This is a genomic window from Capnocytophaga gingivalis, from assembly GCF_002302415.1.
Taxonomy (GTDB): Bacteria; Bacteroidota; Bacteroidia; order Flavobacteriales; family Flavobacteriaceae; genus Capnocytophaga; species Capnocytophaga gingivalis.
Map to the genome: position 1 here is coordinate 94,048 of NZ_CP022386.1, position 20,233 is coordinate 114,280.

Consider the following 20,233-nt stretch of genomic DNA (forward strand, 5'->3'; position numbering starts at 1 on the left):
TGCACTTTCATAAACAAATTCACGTATACACTATAATGAATATGGAGAAATTAACAAAATTAACAAATAGTATCTTTTCTTTTCTTTCTTCTTTGTCTCAGAACAATAATCGAGAATGGTTTTCTGATAACAAAAAAGATTATGAAAAAGCAAAAAGTCAAGCAGATAGTTTCTTTAGGGCAGTATATGCGGCTATCCAAGAGAAAGATCACTTAGGAGCAATCAAGATATATCGTATATATAATGACTTGCGTTTTGCCAAGGATAAGCCACCTTATAAGACGCATTTTGGACTGTATTTTGGCAGATTGCAGCCTAAGTATAGGGGTGGTTATTACCTTCATTTAAGTCCTGAACAGAGTTTTGTAGGTGGGGGATTTTTCAATCCTGAGCCTAAGGATCTCTTGCGTATTCGTCAGGAAATAGCTCAGGAAGGGGAACACTTTTCTCAGATAATGAATTCAGAGCCTATCAGGAGTTATTTCTCAGGGCAGTTATGGGGTCAGGAGGTAAAGACCACTCCCAAGGGATTCGATAAGGACGATCCTATGATTGATTTCTTGCGTAAGAAACAGTTTTTGCTCAAGCGGGATTTCACCTTGGATCAAGTGCTTGCAGACTCCTTTTTCCAAGAAGTGGTAGATACTTTTGTAGCCATGCTACCTTTTTATGACTTTATGACCCAAGCACTCACCACAGATGCTAATGGGGAACCTTTGTATAATTAAAAATGAATATAATGAAAAAGAAAATTACCCTTTTGCGAGTTATAGTTACTTCGTTTGCGATGTTTTCCATCTTTTTTGGAGCAGGAAACTTTATACTTCCTCCACGCTTGGGGCAACAAGCAGGGGATCACTGGTTATTAGTGGCGATTGGTTTCTGTCTTTCGGCAGTATTGATTCCTATTGCAGGAATTTTAGTACAAGCACGCTTGCAGGGCTCGGTATTAGATTTTGGTAAAAAAGTAAGCCCCATAGTGGCACTTATCTTAGGTTGTTTGCTCTATGGGATGTGTCTGGCTTTCCCTATGCCACGTACCGCTTCGGTAAGTTATGAGATGGTATCCGCTTCTTTTACAGGTACCATTCCTGCTTGGGCTAAGTACTTTTTTTATATAGTCTATTTTCTTTTAGTAGGATATTTGTGCTATCAGCGCAACAAGGTCCTGGATGTATTGGGCAAGTATCTGACTCCTATTATGGTAGGGATTATCTTCCTTCTTATCCTAAAAGCTATTTTTTCTATAAGTGATATAGAGATATCCTCTTTCCAAAAACCTTTAGCAGAGGGGCTTAAGGAAGGATATCAGACCTATGATGCTATGTCCTCTATCATCATAGGAGGGGTAATTAGTGCTTCTTTGTTTATGGATAATTCATTGGATAAGAGCCAAGTGAAGCGCTTGACTATTTATTCAGGGATAGGGAGTGGAATTTTGCTTTTTATCACCTATACAGGATTTATCTATGCGGGAGCTTCTCAGGGAGGGTATTTCCCAGCTATTGTTGAGCGAGTACCACTATTGGTGGCTATTACCAAGCATGTATTGGGAGGGGTAGGAGGATTGCTCCTAAGTATAGCCGTGGGTATTTCTTGTTTTACTACAGCTGTAGGTATTATCACTGGAGGAGCTGATTTTTTCAAAGAAATTACCAAAGGAAATGAGCGTACTTATAGAATATTTGTAACTATTCTCTGTGTATATTGTGTGATTGTAGCCCCTTATGGAGTGGAGTATATCATCAAGATAGCCTATCCTGTACTGGTGTTATTCTATCCAGTGGTAATCGTTTTGGTCTTTTTACATCTGTTGCCTTCTTATTTGGCTTCCAAAACGGTCTTCAAAGTGGTTTCATTGGTTACTTTTGTTACTACTATCCCTTTGTTCTTAGAACAATTGGGTTACCACTTCTTCGAAGTGCCTTTTCCCCTACACGAATATGGAGTTTCGTGGTTGTTTCCTGCTTTCTGGGCATGGGTTACGACTGTACTAATAGAAAAAACAATTGTTAAATCAAAAAAATAATGTCTCTTATCCTTCCTTCTTCTTTGCTCAAGGCAATAGACCAGAGAAAAAAAGAAGATGCTTTTCGTAGTCTCTCACTTAAAAATTATATAGTAGACTTTTATTCAAATGATTACTTAGGGCTTGCGCATAATCCCCAACAAAAGGAGTATGCGCAGGCTTTGCTCTCCCGAGAGCCTCAGTACAATGGGAGTACAGGTTCTCGCCTGCTATCAGGGAACTACCCTTTGATAGAGAAAGCTGAGGAGCAGTTGGCTGCCTTTCATCAGGCTCCTAAGGGATTGATATTCAACTCAGGTTATGATGCCAATGTGGGGATTTTCTCCTCAATTCCTCTCAAGGGGGATGTGGTGCTATATGACCAATATATACATGCCTCCATCCGAGATGGGTTACAATTGACAAATGCTCAGAGCTTTAAGTTCAAACACAATTCTTTGGAGGATCTTAGGGAAAAATTGGAAAGATTTTCAGGGAAGTATATCACCATTTATATAGCTACCGAAGCGGTTTTCTCCATGGATGGAGACATACCTAACCTAAAGGAGATGGTTGCCCTGTCCAAACAATATCAAGCCTATCTGATAGTAGATGAGGCGCACTCAGTAGGAGTATTTGGAGAGAGGGGAGAGGGGCTCTGCCAGCACTTAGGTATAGCCGATGAGGTCTTTCTTCGCTTGATTACCTTTGGTAAAGGGATTGGAGCACATGGAGCTATTGCACTGGCTCAGGAGCCAGTAATAGACTATTTGATAAATTTTGCTCGTTCGTTCATCTATACCACAGCCCCTTCGCCAGAGAGTATAGCCTCAGTAATGGCTTCCTATAAGCTTTTGCCTGAGCTGAAGGAAAGGAAAGTGTTACAAGAGCGTATCGCTTTCTTTAGGGAGAAGATACCCTTTTTTCCTTCAACAGAACAGGTTTATTTTATGGATTCTCAATCTTCTATACAAGGACTCATAGTCAAGGATACACAAAGGCTGAGAAATCTTTCCTCCTTGCTACAAACTCAGGGATTGGGTATCAAGCCTATTTATGCACCTACAGTACCCAAAGGAGAAGAGCGCCTAAGGATTTGCCTGCACAGTTTCAATAGTCAGGCAGAGATAGAACGACTCTTTTCACTGATTACTCAATGGCTTGAATCGCAGTAGTGGGTACTACTTCTTTTAGGTAGATGCCATCTTGCTCAAAGGATAAGGGTGTCTCAGGAAAATCCAATTGGGTAAGCCTTTTGAGCTCTTCGTATACCTTACAATTGTTGTCCAATTCCAACCCTTTGGCTTTGGTCTGCTTTACTGAAAGAACATTGGCGAAGAGAAAATCGCCTTTGCGATTGATTTTTATATCAAATAAGGGAGCTATTCCGTTAGGCCCGGCCAAGCTAAAGCGCCCATAAGTATTGAAGTTCCCCATACTATAGGCAATGAATTTTCCTTTGTATACCTCTACGGCACGTGTCACGTGTGGGCCGTGTCCCAATACTATATCAGCTCCATTGTCGATAGCTGTGTGGGCAAACTCATACACGTTGCCTCGGTTCTCCCCATAGAAAGTTTCCTTTTGGCGTGTTACTCTGGTATAAGAAGCCCCCTCGGCGCCACCATGGAAGGAGACGATTAGAATATCGACCTGAGGTCGAAGCTCTTGGATGAGATTTATTACCTTTTCTGTTGCATTGATAGAGATCATGTGGCTATTGGGTGAAAAGGCACAAAAACCATACTTGATACCTTCTTTCTCAAATACAACCGACTTATTCTCCACAGGTCCTGCATGATAGATGCCTACTTCATTGAGTACTCGAGCAGTATTCAGGCGACCTTTTTCTCCAAAGTCATTGGCATGGTTGTTGGCAGTGCTCATCAGGTTGAAGCCCGCCTCCTTTAAGATAGTCCCATAGCGATCAGGCATGCGAAAGGCATAGCAAGAACCTTCTTCCTTATCCTTGCACTTATCAGAATCTCCTTCGTCCAGGATAGCCCCTTCTAAATTGCCAAAAACAATGTCTCCCTTTAGGTAAGGCTTTACCTGCTTGAAACTCTCTATAGCATCGTCCTTGGGAAGATACCCAAGGGGAAAGGCCGAGCCAATCATCACATCACCTACTGCTACTATAGAAAGGGTGTCCTTGGTAGGGGAGAGGGCAAGGGGGGCTTTAGATAGAGAAGGAGCAAGGGTGTCCCGCTGGACAGGAATAAGGGTAGGTCTTATCTGTCCGTAAGATAAATTACAGAAAATCAGCGATATAAATAGAAAATATTTGTAAGACATAGAGTTGTATTACATTCAAAAAATAATGGATTAGTAGACCAAATCACCTACTTTTCTTTCTTTGTAGACCCCTTTTTCGATCTGCCAACATACTTTATAAGGACGTTCAGCATAATTATTATTTGCTACTATATAAAGTATATCGTTTTCCTTGTCATAATGGACAGAATTATGGTCTATAGAAAAAGAAGGTTCATACAAATCGCTATAAGCATCCTTGGGGAGGGACACTTGTTTTCCACGAATGTTTATCACAATACTTTTATATTCTGTAGTTGGCATTTTTCCATCAGTACCATAGGGAAGCTTATCATCTATTACTTCTACTCCACTTGGTGAGTCTTTGTAGTATTCAAAAGAATGTTTACTCTTGTCGAACTTTCCAGAAGTAAGAACAACTTGAATTTCTTTTCCTTCAAAGACAATAGTATTTCCTTTGGCAATGCCTTTGGCTATTATAGGGAATTCATGTATCCACTTGACCCTATCATTATAAATAAACCCCTCCTCATCGGTGTAAATCCAATTACCATTAGTTGCCTTATCATAGTTATACGCAAAAACAATGGTTTTGTTATTGAGCCTTTTGAGCACTTTGCTTTGGGCACTTTTTCCTTTTCGTACATTTACATAACCATCTTTGTCATAGATTACCCCAAAGGCTTCTTCCTGAGCATGAACAAAAGCAAACTGACAAAAAAACAGAAAAGTTAAGAATAGTTTCTTCATAATAATAGGTTTTTAGTTAGGACTATAAAAAGTATAGTCTAAGAGATGTTATCTATATTTTAGAAAGGAATACCTACTTTTCTTCCCTTGTAGACACCCTTTTCAATCTGCCAACAAACCATATAAGCCCCTGCTCCGTCACCATTGTTTGCTACTATATAGAGAATATCATTGTCTTTATCATAATGTACAGAATTGAATTCTGTATATAAATAAGATTCATACAAATCATTATAGGCACTTTGAGGAATGGAGACTTGTTTTCCACGAATCTTTACCTCAATACTCTTATATTCTCTCTTTGGCATATTACCATCTGTTCCCCAGAAAAGTTTTCCATCTATTTTTTCTATTACATCACGATATTCTTTATGATACTTGAAGGAATGCTTGCTTTTGTCAAACTTTTCAGTAGAGAGAACGACCTGAATTTCTTTTCCTTCAAAAACAATAGTATTTCCTTTAGCAATACCCTTAGCTATTTGAGGAAAATTATGTATCCACTTAACCCTGTCATTGTAAATATATCCTTCATAATCAGGATGAATCCAATTGCCATAGTAAGCCTTATCATATTCAAGAACAAAAATAAGGGTATTGTTGTCAAGTTTTTTAAGCACTTTGCTGTGGACACTTTTTTCTTTTCGTACATTTACATAACCATCTTTGTCATTGATTACCGCAAAGGCTCCTCCTTCTATAACTTGAGCCACGACAAATTGACAGAATAGCAGAAAGGGGACTACTAACTTTCTCATAGTAAGCTAATTTCTTAGTTAAGACTATAAGAGGTTCCTTCCTTGCCGTCCTTGAGCTGGATACCGAGTGCTAAGAGTTCATCGCGAATCTTGTCGGAGAGGGCAAAATCCTTGTTGGCACGGGCTTCCATACGCATATCGATCAGCAACTGGAGTACGCCATCGAGTCTGTCATTATTTGCGGCATTTAGCTCTTCATTTTTTAGTCCTAAGACATCAAAAACAAAGGCATTGACAAGGCTGCGAAGCTCTTCAAGTTCTTGGATGGAGATTTTTTCTTCCCCGCTTTTCACTTGGAAGATCCACTTAACAGCTTCAAAGAGGTGAGCAATGAGAATAGGCGCATTGAAATCGTCCAAGAGAGCATCGTAACACTTTTGTTTCCATTGTTCTATCTCAGAGGAAAGAGGTCCTGGGTGTTCTATCTCAGAGGTTAGCTCATTGAGGATTTTTACAGCCTCCATCAGTCTGTTGAAGCCCTTTTCAGCGGCGAGCATAGCCTCGTTGGAGATGTCCAATACGCTACGGTAGTGTGCTTGCATAAAGCAAAAACGAATTACCGAAGGAGCGAATGGTTTTTCAAAGAAAGTGTTATCCCCAGTGATAAGCTGCATCGGGAGGATATAGTTTCCGGTAGATTTGCTCATACGCTGTCCGTTCATGGTAAGCATATTGGCATGCATCCAGTAGCGTACAGGGCTCTGGCCATGTCCGGCCTTGCCTTGAGCTATTTCACATTCGTGATGAGGGAATTTCAGATCCATCCCCCCTCCGTGGATATCGAATTGGTCACCGAGGTATTTGGTACTCATCACAGTACACTCTAAGTGCCAGCCGGGGAAGCCATCCCCCCAAGGAGAAGCCCAGCGCATGATATGAGCAGGAGAAGCCTTCTTCCACAAGGCAAAATCCTGAGGATTGCGTTTTTCTCCCTGTCCGTCGAGGTCACGGGTATTGGCAAAGAGCTCCTCTATATTGCGACGAGAAAGTTCCCCATAGTTCAGTCCTCGCCTGTTGTATTCGAGTACGTCAAAATATACAGAACCGTTGCTTTCGTAAGCAAAACCATCTTTTAAGAGTTTTTCAGTTAGCTGTATCTGTTCCAAGATATGTCCTGTAGCAGTAGGCTCGATAGTAGGGGGGAGTAGGTTGAAGATTTCCAAAACCTTGTGGAAATCCACAGTATATTTCTGAACAATCTCCATAGGCTCAAGCTTTTCGAGGCGAGATTGCTTTACGAAACGGTCGTTGTTCACATCGCCATCATCGGTGAGGTGACCAGCATCGGTGATATTGCGAACATAACGCACTTTGTAACCTAAGAACTTGAGTGCACGATAGATAAAGTCAAAAGACATAAAGGTACGTACATTGCCCAAGTGTACATTACTATACACTGTAGGGCCACATACATACATACCTACATTATTAGCATGTAGGGGGACAAAGATTTCTTTTTCTCCTGTAAGGGAGTTGAATATTTTTAAGGAGGTATGATTCATTAGAACTTATTTTTTAGATAAAAATTAACCATTGTAGATAATAGCTTGATTTAGAGCGTCAACTACTTTTTGTATATATGACTTATCAGGTGAATTTAGTACATCAGAAGTTCCGGAATTACTACTAATTCTTACGAAATAGGAATAAAAATATTGGGTTTTGAGTTTGGACATTGTGTATATAGAAAAAATAATCAAGCCAATATATAAAACTACTTTAACATAATCAGAGAAAGGAACTTCTTTATTTACTTCTAAATAGAGTCCAATAGTTATTATTTTTTGAAATAATAATATAGAAGCAATACCTACTAATATTTTATAAAAAGTTTTGCTCGGCTTTTTTATTGAACAATTAGATGCTGTTGAAACTGATGAAATATTCCGTAAAACATAAGTTTTATCTCCTATCACTAATCGTGATTGAGAAACTAATACATTGTTTTGTTGAAAAAATATTTTTTCTTCATTTTGATTATCCATAATCTATTTGTATTTTTTCTATTTTATTCAAAATTCACTGGTTCTATTTTTTTAGTCTAAGAAAAGAAAAAACTCACATGCAAAGGTAAGAAAAATATTTTATATATAAACTATTTTTATAAAATAAATTTTTACTCTTCAGGTTCGAGACCTAATTCACGTGCGGCAATCTCACGCATTTCCACTTTGCGGATTTTTCCAGAAATAGTCATAGGGAATTCGCTAACGAATTTCCAATATTTAGGTATTTTATAGTGAGCAATTCTATCCTTACAGAAGTCACGGATTTCTTCTTCGGTGATGGTAACCCCTTCCTTGGGCTTGATCCATGCCATGATTTCCTCTCCATATTTCTCACTGGGGACTCCTATCACTTGGGCATCCATCACGCCTTTGTATGTATAGAGGAAGTCCTCGATTTCTTTTGGAGAGATATTTTCCCCGCCACGTATGATAAGGTCTTTGATACGGCCAGAGATGTGCAAATATCCCTCTTCATCCATCATAGCCAAGTCACCAGTATGCATCCAGCGCTGCTCGTCCAATACCTGATGGGTAGCATCGGGACTGTTCCAGTACTTGAGCATCACCGAATAGCCACGAGTACAGAGTTCCCCACTTTCTCCACGCTTGAGAGTAGCTTTGGTCTCTGGATCTATAATCTTGATTTCTAAGTGGTCATGTATGGTCCCTACCGAGTAGATTTGTTTTTCGAAAGGTGCTCCAATCTTTGTTTGGGTAGAGACAGGCGAAGTCTCAGTCATCCCATAACAGATGGTAATCTCGTGCATATTCATCTGTTCCTTGACCTTCTTCATGATCTCAGGTGGGCACAAGGAGCCAGCCATTACCCCAGTACGGAGGGAGGAAAGGTCGTAGGTCTTCTGTTCCATTTCTTGCAGTTCAGCTATGAACATGGTAGGCACTCCATAGAGAGAGGTACAGTGCTCACGCTCCACCGTCTCCAAGGTTTTTACAGGATCAAAGCTATCGTTGGGGACTACCATAGTAGCCCCATGAACAGTACAAGCTAAGTTGCCTATGACCATACCAAAACAATGGTAAAAGGGTACAGGAATACAAACTCTATCCACATGACTATAGTTCATACGTATTCCTATGAAATAAGCATTGTTCAATATATTATGGTGAGAGAGAGTTACCCCCTTGGGATTACCTGTAGTACCCGAAGTGTATTGGATATTGACAGGATCGTCGAACTGAACCTTTTCCTCACGCTTGCGCAGGGTCTCATCGGAGATGCGTTCCCCTTCCTTGAGAAAATGATCCCAGCTTTTATCCCAAAAAATAGTCTTTCGGATCGTATCGGTGAACTCACGTGCATCTTCCATCATCTTCTTGTAGTTGCTACTCTTGAACTGAAGTGCGGAGAACATGACCGATAAGCCCGATTGATTGATTACATAGATCAACTCACTGGTACGATAGGCTGGGTTGATATTTACCAAAATTGCTCCAATCTTGGCCGTAGCATACTGCAAGAGTGTCCATTGGTAGCAGTTGGGTGACCATACTCCTACACGGTCGCCACGCTTTACGCCTAAGGCGATTAGTCCTTTGGCGACTTGTATGACCTGCTCATAGAACTCCCTATAGGTAGCCCTATAGTTCTGGTGAGCACAGATAAGTGCCTCTTGGTCAGGATATTTCTCAATCGTTTTTTTCAAATTTTCATCGATGGTTTCTCCTAACAAAGGAATAGAAGAAGCCCCATGGGTGTAAGCATAATTGGTACTCATAGTATAAAAGTTTTTGAGGTTATGATTTTTTTCGCATGCGCATATTGAGGAACTCTATGCCCAAAGAAAAAGCAATAGCAAAGTATAAGTATCCTTTAGGAATAGCGCCTACCTCTTTGCCAAAGATAACCGCATGAGATAAGTGCATACTTTCGGTTAGAAGCATGAAGCCAATAAGAATCAAAAAGGATAGAGCTAAGATCTGGATAGAAGGGTTACGATTGACAAAGTTGCCCACAGGTACAGCAAAGAGCATCATAATACCTACCGAGAGGATAACCGCGATGATCATTATCAGTAGGGCACCTTCTAAGCCATTGGTCATCCCCACAGCCGTAAGGATACTGTCCAAAGAGAAAATGATATCAATCATAAGAATCTGAACAATAGTTCCCCAAAAAGAACTCCTACGAGATTTCTCCGCCTGGGATGAATCGGTAATGTGTTCTATATGGTTTACCTTGGAGTGAATCTCGTGAGTGGACTTGTAGAGAAGAAAGATTCCTCCCACCAGTAGGATAAGTGCCTGTCCATTAAAGTCCGCTCGGCACCAACCATAATCAAAACTGATCCAAGGCTCCTTAAGTTGAACTAGCCAAGAGATACATAAGAGCAGAAGGATACGGATGAACATAGCCAAGAAGAGCCCTACACGAGTAGCTTTCTTTCGTTGTTGCTCAGGGAGCTTGCCAGTGACAATAGAGATAAATATAACATTGTCAATCCCTAATACGATTTCCAAAAACGTAAGGGTCAGCAGAGCGATCATAGCATCGGCAGTGAATAAGTGTTCTATCATAAACCAAAATATTTATTTTACAAATGTAAACTATTTTATACTTTATTAAAAAGCAAATATACTACAAATTTTCAAATATCTCAAAAGAATTATCTTTATAGAAGAAAATAATTTTCTGTACTTCTTTTTTAGGAATATCCTTCAGAGGAATGTTTTTCTCTATAGGCTTTTCTTGAAGGGGTTCTATAGGAGGAAAAGGAATCTCAGGAGGCGCAATAGGAGTTACTTTTTTAGGAGGTAATTTCTCTTTAGGTTCTTCACGAGGTTCTTCTTTGGGGAAAGAGCCCTTTCCATAAAGTAACCAATAGAGGTCTATTTCTGGATATTTTTCTGTAATCTTGAGCACAAAATCCAAACTAGGCTTGTTCCTCTCGGATAATAAATGTGAAATACTGGAGCGCAAAACCCCTAAACTATCCGCCAAAGTAGAAGCGTTGATTTCGTAATAATTCATGATCTTCTGTAGGCGGGCTATGAATTTCTGTTGGTCGAACATAAGTAAAATGTATAGAAGTTTCAAGATTACAAAAGTAATTATTATTTTAATAATCTCCAAATTATTTTACAGAAATAAATTTGTAATATTTTACAAACGTGAATTATATTATATTTACTTTTGTGAAAAATATATAGATATGAATTTCGTATATACACCCGATACAAGAATCAAAGGGAAATATCTCTATAGTGGAAAGCTCCATCAGATACTCCACAATTATAATCTATGGAAATACCAAGAAGGAACCTCAGAGAAAGGGCAGCCTATCCCCTTGTATAGAATAGGTGAGGGGAGTAAGCGGATACTACTATGGTCACAGATGCATGGCAATGAAAGTACTACTACTCGGGCGCTTATAGATCTCTTTAAGCTCTTTGCTACCGAGGGCTATCCCTTTGCCAACTGTCAATTGTATATCATCCCTATGCTCAATCCCGATGGATCTGACTTATATACCAGAGAGAATGCCCGAGGAGTAGACCTTAATCGAGATGCTGTAAATCTCTCTCAAAAAGAAAGTATTTTTTTACGAAAAGTATACCAAGAAGTAAAGCCAGATTTTTGTTTTAACTTACACGACCAACGTACTATCTTTGGAGTAGGGCAGAAGCCTGCTACAGTATCTTTCTTAGCCCCTTCGGTAGATGTGACCAGAAGTATTACTCCTGTAAGAAAGAAAGCTATGCAGATTGTTACAAAAATAAACAATAGTTTACGATTGTTAATACCTGAGCAAATAGGTCGATTTGATGATAGTTTTAATCCCAACTGTACTGGAGATCAGTATTCACTATTAGGGACTCCTACTATTCTAATAGAATCTGGGTTTTACCCAGAGGATTACATACGTGAGCAGACCCGCAGGTATGTAGCAGAGGCGATTTTCAGAGGGATAGAATATATCAATGATACAGAAGTAACAGGAGAAGGATATGCCCCTTATTTTGATATTCCTGAGAATAAGAAATCTTTTAGAGATTACTGTATTGTAGATGATAAAGAACCTACTCGAAGGGTGTATGTACAATTGGAAGAACAGCTATCAGAGGGAAGGATTGTTTTTGTTCCTAAAGTAGTGGACAAGAGTGAGGGTGAGGAATTCTACGCCCATACAACCTATAAATTCTCAGAAATTTGTCGATACCCTAATAATGATATATATACAATGATTCCTGATATTTTGGAGTATATTCGAAAAGAAGTAGAGAAAATATAATTTTTTTGCTGTTTTTCTTATTTTTATTGCAAAAAAAGTTATACCTTTGCGCACAAAAATAAAAGTATGGCTTCACGATTTAAATTAGACGAAATTGACCACAAAATTCTCGATATGCTTATCGAAAATACTCGTATGCCCTTTACAGATATAGCCAAGGCTTTGGATGTATCAGCAGGGACTATTCATATACGAGTGAGAAAAATGGAGGAATCAGGGATTATCAAAAGCTCCACCCTTACGGTAGATTATGATAAGATAGGGTATACTTTTGTAGCTTATGTAGGTATTTTCTTGGAAAAAAACCATCAAACTCAGTTTGTCATAGAGCGACTCACTGAGATTCCTTACATTACCCAAGCCAGTATCATCAGTGGGAAGTATAATATCCTTTGTAAGATACGAGCCCGTGATACCAAGCATGCTAAGGAAATTATCTTTATGATTGATGACATTCAGGGAGTCTACCGTACAGAGAGTATGATTTCTATGGAGGAGAGTATCAGTGATAAGAAACGTTTGTTACACACCGTATTTAAAGAGTTGTAGAAAGAATTTTGTAAAAAGAAAGAATATGAATATGTTATCCTTTATCCCATTGTACAATCATACCAATGGAACCATGATGATTCTGCTTTTTGCTTTGGTTTGCCTTATGCTTACTTATGCAGTGGCTTCCATCATTAATAAAAACCAAAAGAGAAAGCAATAATTTTAGGATTAAAGAAAAATATAGGGCTATAGGTTTTTTGCAAAAATCCTTTAGCCCTTTATTTCTTCATTCTCCCCTTGAATAACTATAACTCAAATACCTGTTTCATAAAGAGAAGGCTTTCCTCGGGGGTACTGCTTTCCTTTAGGTGATTGATGAATTTGGTAGTGATTTTTTGAATGATTCTATCACTAATGATACTGGCTTGAAGTTCGTTGAAGTCAGTTATTTTTTTGCGATGGAAATCAATTTCTCCTTCTTTGAGAGTTTCTAAGGATTGCTTGAGTGCTTGTATAGCAGGGGCAAAACGTCGGTTCTGTAGCCATTGGTCGAACTCTTCCTTTATTTCTTCTATAATTTGCTGAGCTTGAGGTATAAAAGCCTTTCTACGCTCCAGAGTATCATCTGTCATTTGGGAGAGATAGTCCATATGGATAAGCCTTACCTTACTAAGTTCTTCTACATCTGTGGCAACATTCTTAGGAATGGATAGATCAAGGATAAGCATTTCTTTGTCGGAAGGAAGCATTTCCTTGGTAATCGTAGGAGTCTTGCTACCTGTAGCCACAACTAAAACATCTGTTTGGATAAGTTCTTCTTTGAGCAGCGCAAAATCTTTTACCAAAACATTGAACCTTCCTGCAATCTCTTGAGCTTTCTCCTTGGTGCGATTGATCAAGGTGATATGCTCATTTTGGGTATGCTTGATGAGGTTTTCACAGGTATTTCGTCCAATCTTCCCCGTACCGAAAAGGAGAATATTTTTCTGAGAAATATCCACTACATTTTGTAGTATATACTGTACCGAAGCGAAAGAGACAGAAGTAGCGCCAGAGGAAAGTTCTGTTTCATTTTTGATGCGTTTGCTCGCTTGGATTACACAGTTGAGCAAGCGGTCCATGAAGGCGTTGATTAGGTTGTATTTTTTGGCTAAGGAGAAAGATTTCTTCAGCTGGCTAATCACCTCAAAGTCACCCAGAATCTGGCTATCCAATCCTGTACCCACACTGAAGAGGTGGTTAATAGCCTCTTTATTTTTGTAGATATATCCTACCTTTTCGAAGTCTTCAAGAGTTGCCTTGGAGTGGGCACATAGTTTTTGAATCAGTTGGAAAGGATGCTGGGCAAAGCCATAGAGTTCTGTTCGATTACAAGTAGAGAGGATCGCCAGTCCCTCCATACCCTCCTGCTGAGAGAGGGAGAGAATACGCTCTTGATGCTCAGCATCAAGGCTAAAAAGCCCGCGCATATCTGCATCTGCCTTCTTGTAACTAATTCCGATGGTATAAAAATGAGTTTCTTTTTGAGTCGTATTTTGAGTCATCTGCATATCCATAAAACGAATGCAAAAATACAGCTATATTATGAAAAAAAATATCGCTAAAAGTTCTTTTTTTTACTCTAAAAGTACTATCTTTGCACTCAGATTTATTTTTTATTGAAAACCAATATTTTACTATATTTCTTTATGTAAAATATAGAAAAAGTCTAAATAAGAAATATAAAATATATTCGATTATGAGAGAAGAAAATATCGCCCGAAGTGCCTCTCTTTTTCAGGAAGTAGAAGAGGGAGTTTTTATCCTACACAAGGAGAATGAAAGTGATGATTATAAGATAGTTAGTCAAGAGATTAAGCAACATTTTATCCAGTTTCATTTCTGTGATAGGGCAGAGGTAGCCTTTGTATTCCATGGAGGAAACTACTCTTTTCCGCTGAAGGAGATGGAGAGTCTTTTGCTGTATAATCCCAAGGAAATATTGCCCTTGCAGGTAAGATTAGCACCAGGAGCGGCTCTATTTTCGTTATTTATTACCATAGGAAAGTTCCATTCACTATTTTTGGAAGAGTCCGGTTTGATAGATTTTCTCTCTCCTGGGCGCCAACATGAGAAGTACTATACCACAGGGACTATATCGCCTCATCTGTCGGTGATTCTACATCAGATACGTACAGTACACCTACCTAAAAGCCTTCACTTACTATATCTTAGGGCAAAGGTGTATGAACTCCTGAGCTTATATTTTAATAAGAGTCAAGATAATGAGGGAGAGGCTTGTCCATTTCTTTCCAATGAGGATAATGTACAAAAAATTCGTCAGGCTAAGGAGCTCCTTCTTAGTCGTATGACCTCGCCCCCTTCTTTACAGGAACTCTCCAAAGAGGTGGGATTGCCCCTGAAGAAGCTCAAGAGTGGTTTTAAGCAGATCTATGGAGAGTCCGTCTATAGCTTTCTCTTTGATTACAAGATGGAGCTGGCGCGTAAGTGGCTGACCACCGAGCAGTACAATGTCAATGAGCTCTCCCTAAAGCTCGGCTATAGTATGCCCAGCCACTTTATAGCTGCCTTTAAAAAGAAGTTTGGCACTACTCCTAAGAAATATATACTTACGAAAAATACCCTAATAAAGCAATGACAAACTACAAAGCTTTTCTCACTTAATTTGGATGTTTTCCCTATCTATTCAGATATTGATTTATTTCTTAGTGGGCTAAAAAAAGAAGGTGGGTAATAATCCAAAAATATAAATAATTTGTGATATTCTTAGAAAAATATTACTTTTGTCTCTTAAAAATACACGATAATGAAACCTACATTTGAACTTATGGCACCGCAGTGGATTGCATTCCCTGCTTATACTGAATTTACGATAGGCTGGCGTATGGGCGCTGGCGAAGATTATAAATCCAAGTTTTGGGACTGGTATGAGTCACTTACCCCAGCACAACAAAAAGAGTACCAAGCACTTTTCCCGTATCCTTGTTTTTGGCATTACAACAGATGGGAAGAAGATGACCAAGATATAGATGACGAGGAGGATTATTACTACGAAGGAATTCCTGTTTGGCAACCTAAAGGTGCTTATAAATACTCTAAAGCGACCTTTATCCATTCGGCAAAGAAGCTCAAGTTTGTTTTCTTTTGGAAGCCCAATGCAGAGGTAGTAGATGAATCTTGTTTTTCACAATGGCAACCCTCACCTTTTTCTGTAGATGGTGATAAATATTATTGTGCTGAGCAGTATATGATGGCTGAAAAAGCGCGTTTGTTTGGTGATGAAGAGGTGGAGGAAGAAATAATGAACACCTTCGACCCTAAACTGATGAAAGCCTTGGGAAGAAAAGTGCGCAACTTTGACCCTCAGGTGTGGGACAAAGCCAAATACAGCATCGTACTGAATGGGAATTACTACAAATTCACTCAGAATAAGGAAATGATGGACTTTTTGCTCTCTACCGGTGATAAAATACTAGTAGAAGCGAGTCCGCTCGATACCATTTGGGGGATAGGCTTGGGAAAAGACAATGAGAAAGCACATAATATCGCTTCGTGGCGTGGCAAGAACCTCTTGGGCTTTGCGCTCATGGAAGTAAGAGACGAGATAAGAAAGGTATATCAAAATGTACATTTGCTAAAATAAAAGAAATGAATACAACAGAAAAATACGCTGAAGAAATTCTACAAGGGATAGAAAAAGGATTTGGTAAATACATAGTGAAACCTCCTTATCAAAAGTGGTATCTTGATGAAGGATTAGCTGATTATATCATTGTCAATCAAAGTAATAACAAAATAGAAGTCTCTTTAGATAGAGATGGTTTTGGCACTGTAACTACTAAAATAGAAGGTATAGAAAGCCTCTCGGGGGAGGAAATAGAGGAAATTCTCAGTATTGTAGAAAAGAAAATTACTGAAATGTTCTTTGATGAAGTACATTTGGGAAAATTTGAATACCAACTGACAACAATACTAAATTTTAGGCACGCTAATAAGGAGTTCTATTTGGTGAACGATCCTCGCAAAGCAGAACTCAAACAGCGCTTTGATAGGTATGTGCAGGAAACTACTATTGATGGTAGTAGGAAGGTGATAGAAAATGAATGGATTAGTTTTTTAGACAAGTTATTCGACACAAATCTTACTCAATACACTGAAAGCCAAATCATAACAGTGGCTGAAAAGTATATGAAAAGTATAGAGGCTATGGGGGATAAAAAGTATCTTAAAGAGTATCGGAGTTCATTGATTCATCGGGCTGGAAAGTGGAAAAAGGCGGTGTTTATGCCACTTTATTACCAAGTGAAAGGGAATGAAAAATGGGATAAAGAATACATTCTGAAGGCAGAAATTGCCCCTGAAAAGGTTGATGCGGAGAAATTAAAACTATTTGTACAGCAGGCTCTTTGGAAAATCAAATACAAACAATACAGTTGGGATGTGAAGTTTGCTTGTGAAGACTTGGAACGAGCTGCCAATGAACTGGCTTCCGAGAAAGCTAAGCAATACCTTAAAAAAGGTACGGGCGAGCTACCCGATAACCTAATTCACTACAAAGATAGCGACTTGGAAGCTGATGCTAATGATGTATTTGCTACCATTAACCTTAAAATAAAGCAAGAGACCGCTGAGGCTTATGGCAAAGCATTAGGCTTTATCATTGCACTACTCAAAGCAGGTTTCTCACATAGTTATCAGATAAAATTCAGTTCTAAAGCCCCTAAACACTTTTTGGATATAAAAGGTCTTGCAAAATCAAGCACTCATCGCTTTTTTGCACAGGCATTGCAATATGAGACCTTGCATCCTAAATTAGAGAAATATGCGAAGGTAGCGATGAAAGAGTTTGAATGGTATACCGATGTGGAAGAAGGGGAGAAGAGCTGTATGCCAGGGAGCTATGCTGTATTTGGCTTGGGACTCACTGACAAGAAGTATTTTCCTTTGGTTATAGAATACTTTAAGTTAGTAGATGATGAGCACCAGATGGTACACAAAAACTTTGTGAGTGCGCTAATAGAGCAGTATGGGTTTAGCGTAGAGACCTTGCCTGTGATATATGAGGGAGTGATTTCTTCACAAGATGATGTGATATTCAAGTCGCTTACAGAGGCAATGCAAAATGTAGAAAACAAAGCACTCCTCAATGACTTTTTGAAAGATAAAGAGGATTACTACCAAGAGGCGATGTATTATGCCGTATATGGCAAAAATTGGGAGAAGAAAAAATGAAACCTACATTTGAACTTAAGACCCCTCCTTGGATTAAGTTTCCAGAACTTTCAGAGTTTACCATAGGCTGGCGCATGGGCTATGGTGAAGCCTATGCTTATGATTTTTGGAAATGGTATAGGGCACTTACCCCTGCACAACAGCAAGAGTATCAAGAGCTATATCCTCGTCCTTGCTTTTGGCATTTAAATACTTGGAAGCCAAGAGTTACGATAGAAGAATTAAGTTCTGGGGAGAATGATTACTATTATGGGGATAATCGTATTCCCTTTTGGCAGGCTAAAGGAACCTACAGATACTCTCTGACATTTTTTTTAAACTTAGCAAAAGAACTCAATTTTCTATTCTTTTGGAAACCTAATGCTCAGGTGATAGATGAATCTTGTTTTTCGCAATGGCAACCTTCTCCTTTTCAGGTGAATGCTTATCACTATTCTTGTGCTGAACAGTATATGATGGCTGAAAAAGCGCGTTTGTTTGGTGATGAAGAAGTAGAAAAGGAGATAATAAACACTTCTGACCCTAAACTGATGAAAGCCTTGGGAAGGAAAGTGCGCAACTTTGACCCTGAGGTGTGGGACAAACTCAAATACAGTATTGTACTGAATGGAAATTACTACAAATTCACTCAGAATAAGGAAATGATGGACTTTTTGCTCTCTACAGGCGATAAGGTACTGGTAGAAGCAAGTCCGATGGATACCATTTGGGGGATAGGCTTAGGCAAGGACAACGAGAAAGCACATAACATCGCCTCGTGGCGTGGCAAAAACCTCTTGGGCTTTGCGCTAATGGAAGTGAGAGATGAGATTAGAAAACTTTATAAAAATGTACATTTGCTAAAATAAAAGAAAAGAATACAATAGAAAAATACGCTGAAGAAATTCTACAAGGCATATTAGAAAAGATAGGAAGTGGAACGGAAACTCCTTATCAGTATCGCTATCTTGTGGAAGGCTTTGCTAACTATATTTTAATTGAGCAAGATGAAAATCGTGATAATAGCATCCTCTTTTATACTTCACTCAAAAGGTATAGTAGCCCTAAAGAAATAGTCATTCTCAATTTCTCTACACTTTCTAAAGAAGAAAAGAAAACTATTGCTAATACTTTGCAGGAGAAAATTACTAAGATATTTTTTACAGAAGCTTTTTTTGGAAAGTTTCAGTACAAAACATCGGTAAATATTGAATTTGAAGATTATACACTACAGTTCAAACTGGTACACGAAGCACGCAAAGCAGAGCTTAAGAATCGTTTTGATACTTTTATGGAAGAGGTAATCAACCACCCCAGTAGAGAAATGGAAGATGGGGAGATAGTTAGCTTTTTAGATAAGTTATTTGATACAGAGCTCAATGGCTATACAGCGATCCAAATCATAGCTATTGCTGAAAAAACATTAAAACTTTATGCTGGTAAAAAAGATTGGCTAAAAGAAAATGCAAGATGGCTTACTTTTAAGGCTAAATATTGGAAGTATGAAGTTTTCTATCCATTGTACTATGATGAAAAAAGACCTCAATGGAATATTGAATATACGCTCAAAGAAGGCATCACCCCCGAAAAGATTGATACTGATAAGCTAACCCTCTATATACAACAAGCTCTTTGGAAAATCAAATACAAACAATACAGTTGGGATGTAAAGTCTGCTCAAGAAGATTTAGAACGAGCAGCCAATGAACTGGGTTCGGAGAAAGCTAAGCAATACCTTAAAAAAGGTACGGGCGAGTTACCCGATAATCTTATTCATTACAAAGATAGCGAATTGGAAGCTGATGCCAATGATGTATTTGCTACTATTAGCCTTAAAATAAAGCAAGAGACCGCTGAGGCTTATGGCAAAGCATTAGACTTTATCATTGCACTACTCAAAGCAGGTTTTCCACATAGTTATCAGATAAGATTCAGTTCTAAAGCACCTAAGCACTTTTTGGATATAAAAGGTCTTGCAAAATCAAGCACTCATCGCTTTTTTGCACAGGCATTGCAATATGAAACCTTACATCCTAAATTAGAGAAATATGCGAAGGTAGCGATGAAAGAGTTTGAATGGTATACCGATGTGGAAGAAGGGGAGAAGAGCTGTATGCCAGGGAGCTATGCTGTATTTGGCTTGGGACTCACTGACAAGAAGTATTTTCCTTTGGTTATAGAATACTTTAAGTTAGTAGATGATGAGCACCAGATGGTACACAAAAATTTTGTGATTGCACTGATAGAGCAGTATGGATTTAGTGCAGAGACCTTGCCTATGATATATGAGGGAGTGATTTCTTCACAAGATGAGGTGATATTCAAATCGCTTACAGAGTCGATGAAAAACCCTGAAAATAAAGCACTGCTCAATGACTTTTTGAAAGATAAAGAGGATTACTATCAAGAGGCGATGTATTATGCCTTGTATGGAAAAGATTGGGAGAAGAAAAAATAGGGGAGAGGTACCAATGTATCTTA

Annotated in this window: 20 protein-coding genes; 11 read left to right on the forward strand and 9 right to left on the reverse strand. The window is 38.8% G+C overall.

Features of this window, described 5'->3' with window-relative positions; all coding sequences use genetic code 11:
- Positions 1–41 precede the first annotated feature (41 nt).
- From CGC50_RS00525 to CGC50_RS00535, 3 genes are read left to right on the forward strand one after another with little or no spacing between them, the layout of a single operon-like run.
- Positions 42–728: a DUF2461 domain-containing protein gene (locus CGC50_RS00525; RefSeq protein WP_095911239.1), complete on the forward strand. Its 687-nt coding sequence runs from the start codon at positions 42–44 to the stop codon at positions 726–728.
- An 11-nt stretch (positions 729–739) separates the two neighbouring features.
- Positions 740–2,029 carry a branched-chain amino acid transport system II carrier protein gene (brnQ, locus tag CGC50_RS00530; protein WP_095911240.1) on the forward strand — a complete coding sequence of 430 codons (1,290 nt, stop codon included), beginning with the start codon at positions 740–742 and terminating at the stop codon, positions 2,027–2,029.
- Positions 2,029–3,183, forward strand: coding sequence for an aminotransferase class I/II-fold pyridoxal phosphate-dependent enzyme (locus CGC50_RS00535; RefSeq protein ID WP_095909260.1), 1,155 nt, complete (start codon positions 2,029–2,031; stop codon positions 3,181–3,183). The genes brnQ and CGC50_RS00535 overlap by 1 nt, the downstream gene beginning before the upstream one ends.
- Here CGC50_RS00535 and CGC50_RS00540 read toward each other — a convergent pair.
- The 8 genes from CGC50_RS00540 to CGC50_RS00575 form a co-directional block, all read right to left on the reverse strand.
- Positions 3,158–4,303: a CapA family protein gene (locus CGC50_RS00540; protein WP_095909261.1), complete on the reverse strand. Its 1,146-nt coding sequence runs from the start codon at positions 4,301–4,303 to the stop codon at positions 3,158–3,160. The two genes, CGC50_RS00535 and CGC50_RS00540, sit on opposite strands and share 26 nt — an antisense overlap.
- Positions 4,304–4,333: 30 nt before the next feature.
- Positions 4,334–5,032, reverse strand: a complete 699-nt coding sequence (locus CGC50_RS00545; RefSeq protein ID WP_095909262.1) for an SH3 domain-containing protein — start codon at positions 5,030–5,032, stop codon at positions 4,334–4,336.
- Positions 5,033–5,091: 59 nt separating this feature from the next.
- On the reverse strand, positions 5,092–5,790 hold the full coding sequence (locus CGC50_RS00550; protein ID WP_095909263.1) for a hypothetical protein: 699 nt from the start codon (positions 5,788–5,790) through the stop codon (positions 5,092–5,094).
- Positions 5,791–5,804: 14 nt separating this feature from the next.
- Entirely contained in the window at positions 5,805–7,292 is a 1,488-nt protein-coding gene (cysS, locus tag CGC50_RS00555) for a cysteine--tRNA ligase (RefSeq protein WP_095909264.1), read from the reverse strand.
- Between the two features lie 24 nt (positions 7,293–7,316).
- Entirely contained in the window at positions 7,317–7,775 is a 459-nt protein-coding gene (locus CGC50_RS00560) for a DUF6232 family protein (protein WP_095909265.1), read from the reverse strand.
- 131 nt (positions 7,776–7,906) lie between these two features.
- Positions 7,907–9,535 (reverse strand): AMP-binding protein, encoded by a 1,629-nt coding sequence (locus CGC50_RS00565; protein WP_095909266.1) that lies wholly within the window; start codon positions 9,533–9,535, stop codon positions 7,907–7,909.
- Positions 9,536–9,554: 19 nt separating this feature from the next.
- A complete protein-coding gene (locus CGC50_RS00570) occupies positions 9,555–10,331 on the reverse strand; it encodes a TerC family protein (protein WP_198541650.1) in 777 nt (258 codons plus the stop codon).
- 64 nt (positions 10,332–10,395) lie between these two features.
- Positions 10,396–10,830: a helix-turn-helix domain-containing protein gene (locus CGC50_RS00575; RefSeq protein WP_095909267.1), complete on the reverse strand. Its 435-nt coding sequence runs from the start codon at positions 10,828–10,830 to the stop codon at positions 10,396–10,398.
- A gap of 139 nt (positions 10,831–10,969) precedes the next feature.
- Between CGC50_RS00575 and CGC50_RS00580 the strand changes: the two genes are divergently transcribed.
- From CGC50_RS00580 to CGC50_RS13845, 3 genes are all read left to right on the forward strand, one after another.
- Positions 10,970–12,049: a M14 family zinc carboxypeptidase gene (locus CGC50_RS00580; protein WP_095909268.1), complete on the forward strand. Its 1,080-nt coding sequence runs from the start codon at positions 10,970–10,972 to the stop codon at positions 12,047–12,049.
- 66 nt (positions 12,050–12,115) lie between these two features.
- Positions 12,116–12,598: an Lrp/AsnC family transcriptional regulator gene (locus CGC50_RS00585; RefSeq protein WP_002670257.1), complete on the forward strand. Its 483-nt coding sequence runs from the start codon at positions 12,116–12,118 to the stop codon at positions 12,596–12,598.
- A gap of 25 nt (positions 12,599–12,623) precedes the next feature.
- Positions 12,624–12,761 carry a hypothetical protein gene (locus CGC50_RS13845; protein WP_002670305.1) on the forward strand — a complete coding sequence of 46 codons (138 nt, stop codon included), beginning with the start codon at positions 12,624–12,626 and terminating at the stop codon, positions 12,759–12,761.
- 85 nt (positions 12,762–12,846) lie between these two features.
- On the opposite strand, the gene hemA is transcribed toward CGC50_RS13845, so the two are convergent.
- On the reverse strand, positions 12,847–14,085 hold the full coding sequence (gene hemA, locus CGC50_RS00590) for a glutamyl-tRNA reductase (RefSeq protein WP_095911241.1): 1,239 nt from the start codon (positions 14,083–14,085) through the stop codon (positions 12,847–12,849).
- A gap of 194 nt (positions 14,086–14,279) precedes the next feature.
- Between hemA and CGC50_RS00595 the strand changes: the two genes are divergently transcribed.
- From CGC50_RS00595 to CGC50_RS00615, 5 genes are all read left to right on the forward strand, one after another.
- Positions 14,280–15,179 (forward strand): helix-turn-helix transcriptional regulator, encoded by a 900-nt coding sequence (locus CGC50_RS00595; RefSeq protein ID WP_095911242.1) that lies wholly within the window; start codon positions 14,280–14,282, stop codon positions 15,177–15,179.
- 168 nt (positions 15,180–15,347) lie between these two features.
- Entirely contained in the window at positions 15,348–16,184 is an 837-nt protein-coding gene (locus CGC50_RS00600) for an NADAR family protein (protein WP_095909269.1), read from the forward strand.
- A gap of 5 nt (positions 16,185–16,189) precedes the next feature.
- Positions 16,190–17,773 carry a DUF6138 family protein gene (locus tag CGC50_RS00605; protein WP_095909270.1) on the forward strand — a complete coding sequence of 528 codons (1,584 nt, stop codon included), beginning with the start codon at positions 16,190–16,192 and terminating at the stop codon, positions 17,771–17,773.
- The gene (locus CGC50_RS00610) at positions 17,770–18,621 is read left to right on the forward strand and encodes an NADAR family protein (protein WP_095909271.1); all 852 of its coding nucleotides are present in this window, start codon (positions 17,770–17,772) and stop codon (positions 18,619–18,621) included. The genes CGC50_RS00605 and CGC50_RS00610 overlap by 4 nt, the downstream gene beginning before the upstream one ends.
- A gap of 59 nt (positions 18,622–18,680) precedes the next feature.
- Positions 18,681–20,210, forward strand: a complete 1,530-nt coding sequence (locus CGC50_RS00615) for a DUF6138 family protein (protein WP_262482357.1) — start codon at positions 18,681–18,683, stop codon at positions 20,208–20,210.
- Positions 20,211–20,233: the final 23 nt, after the last annotated feature.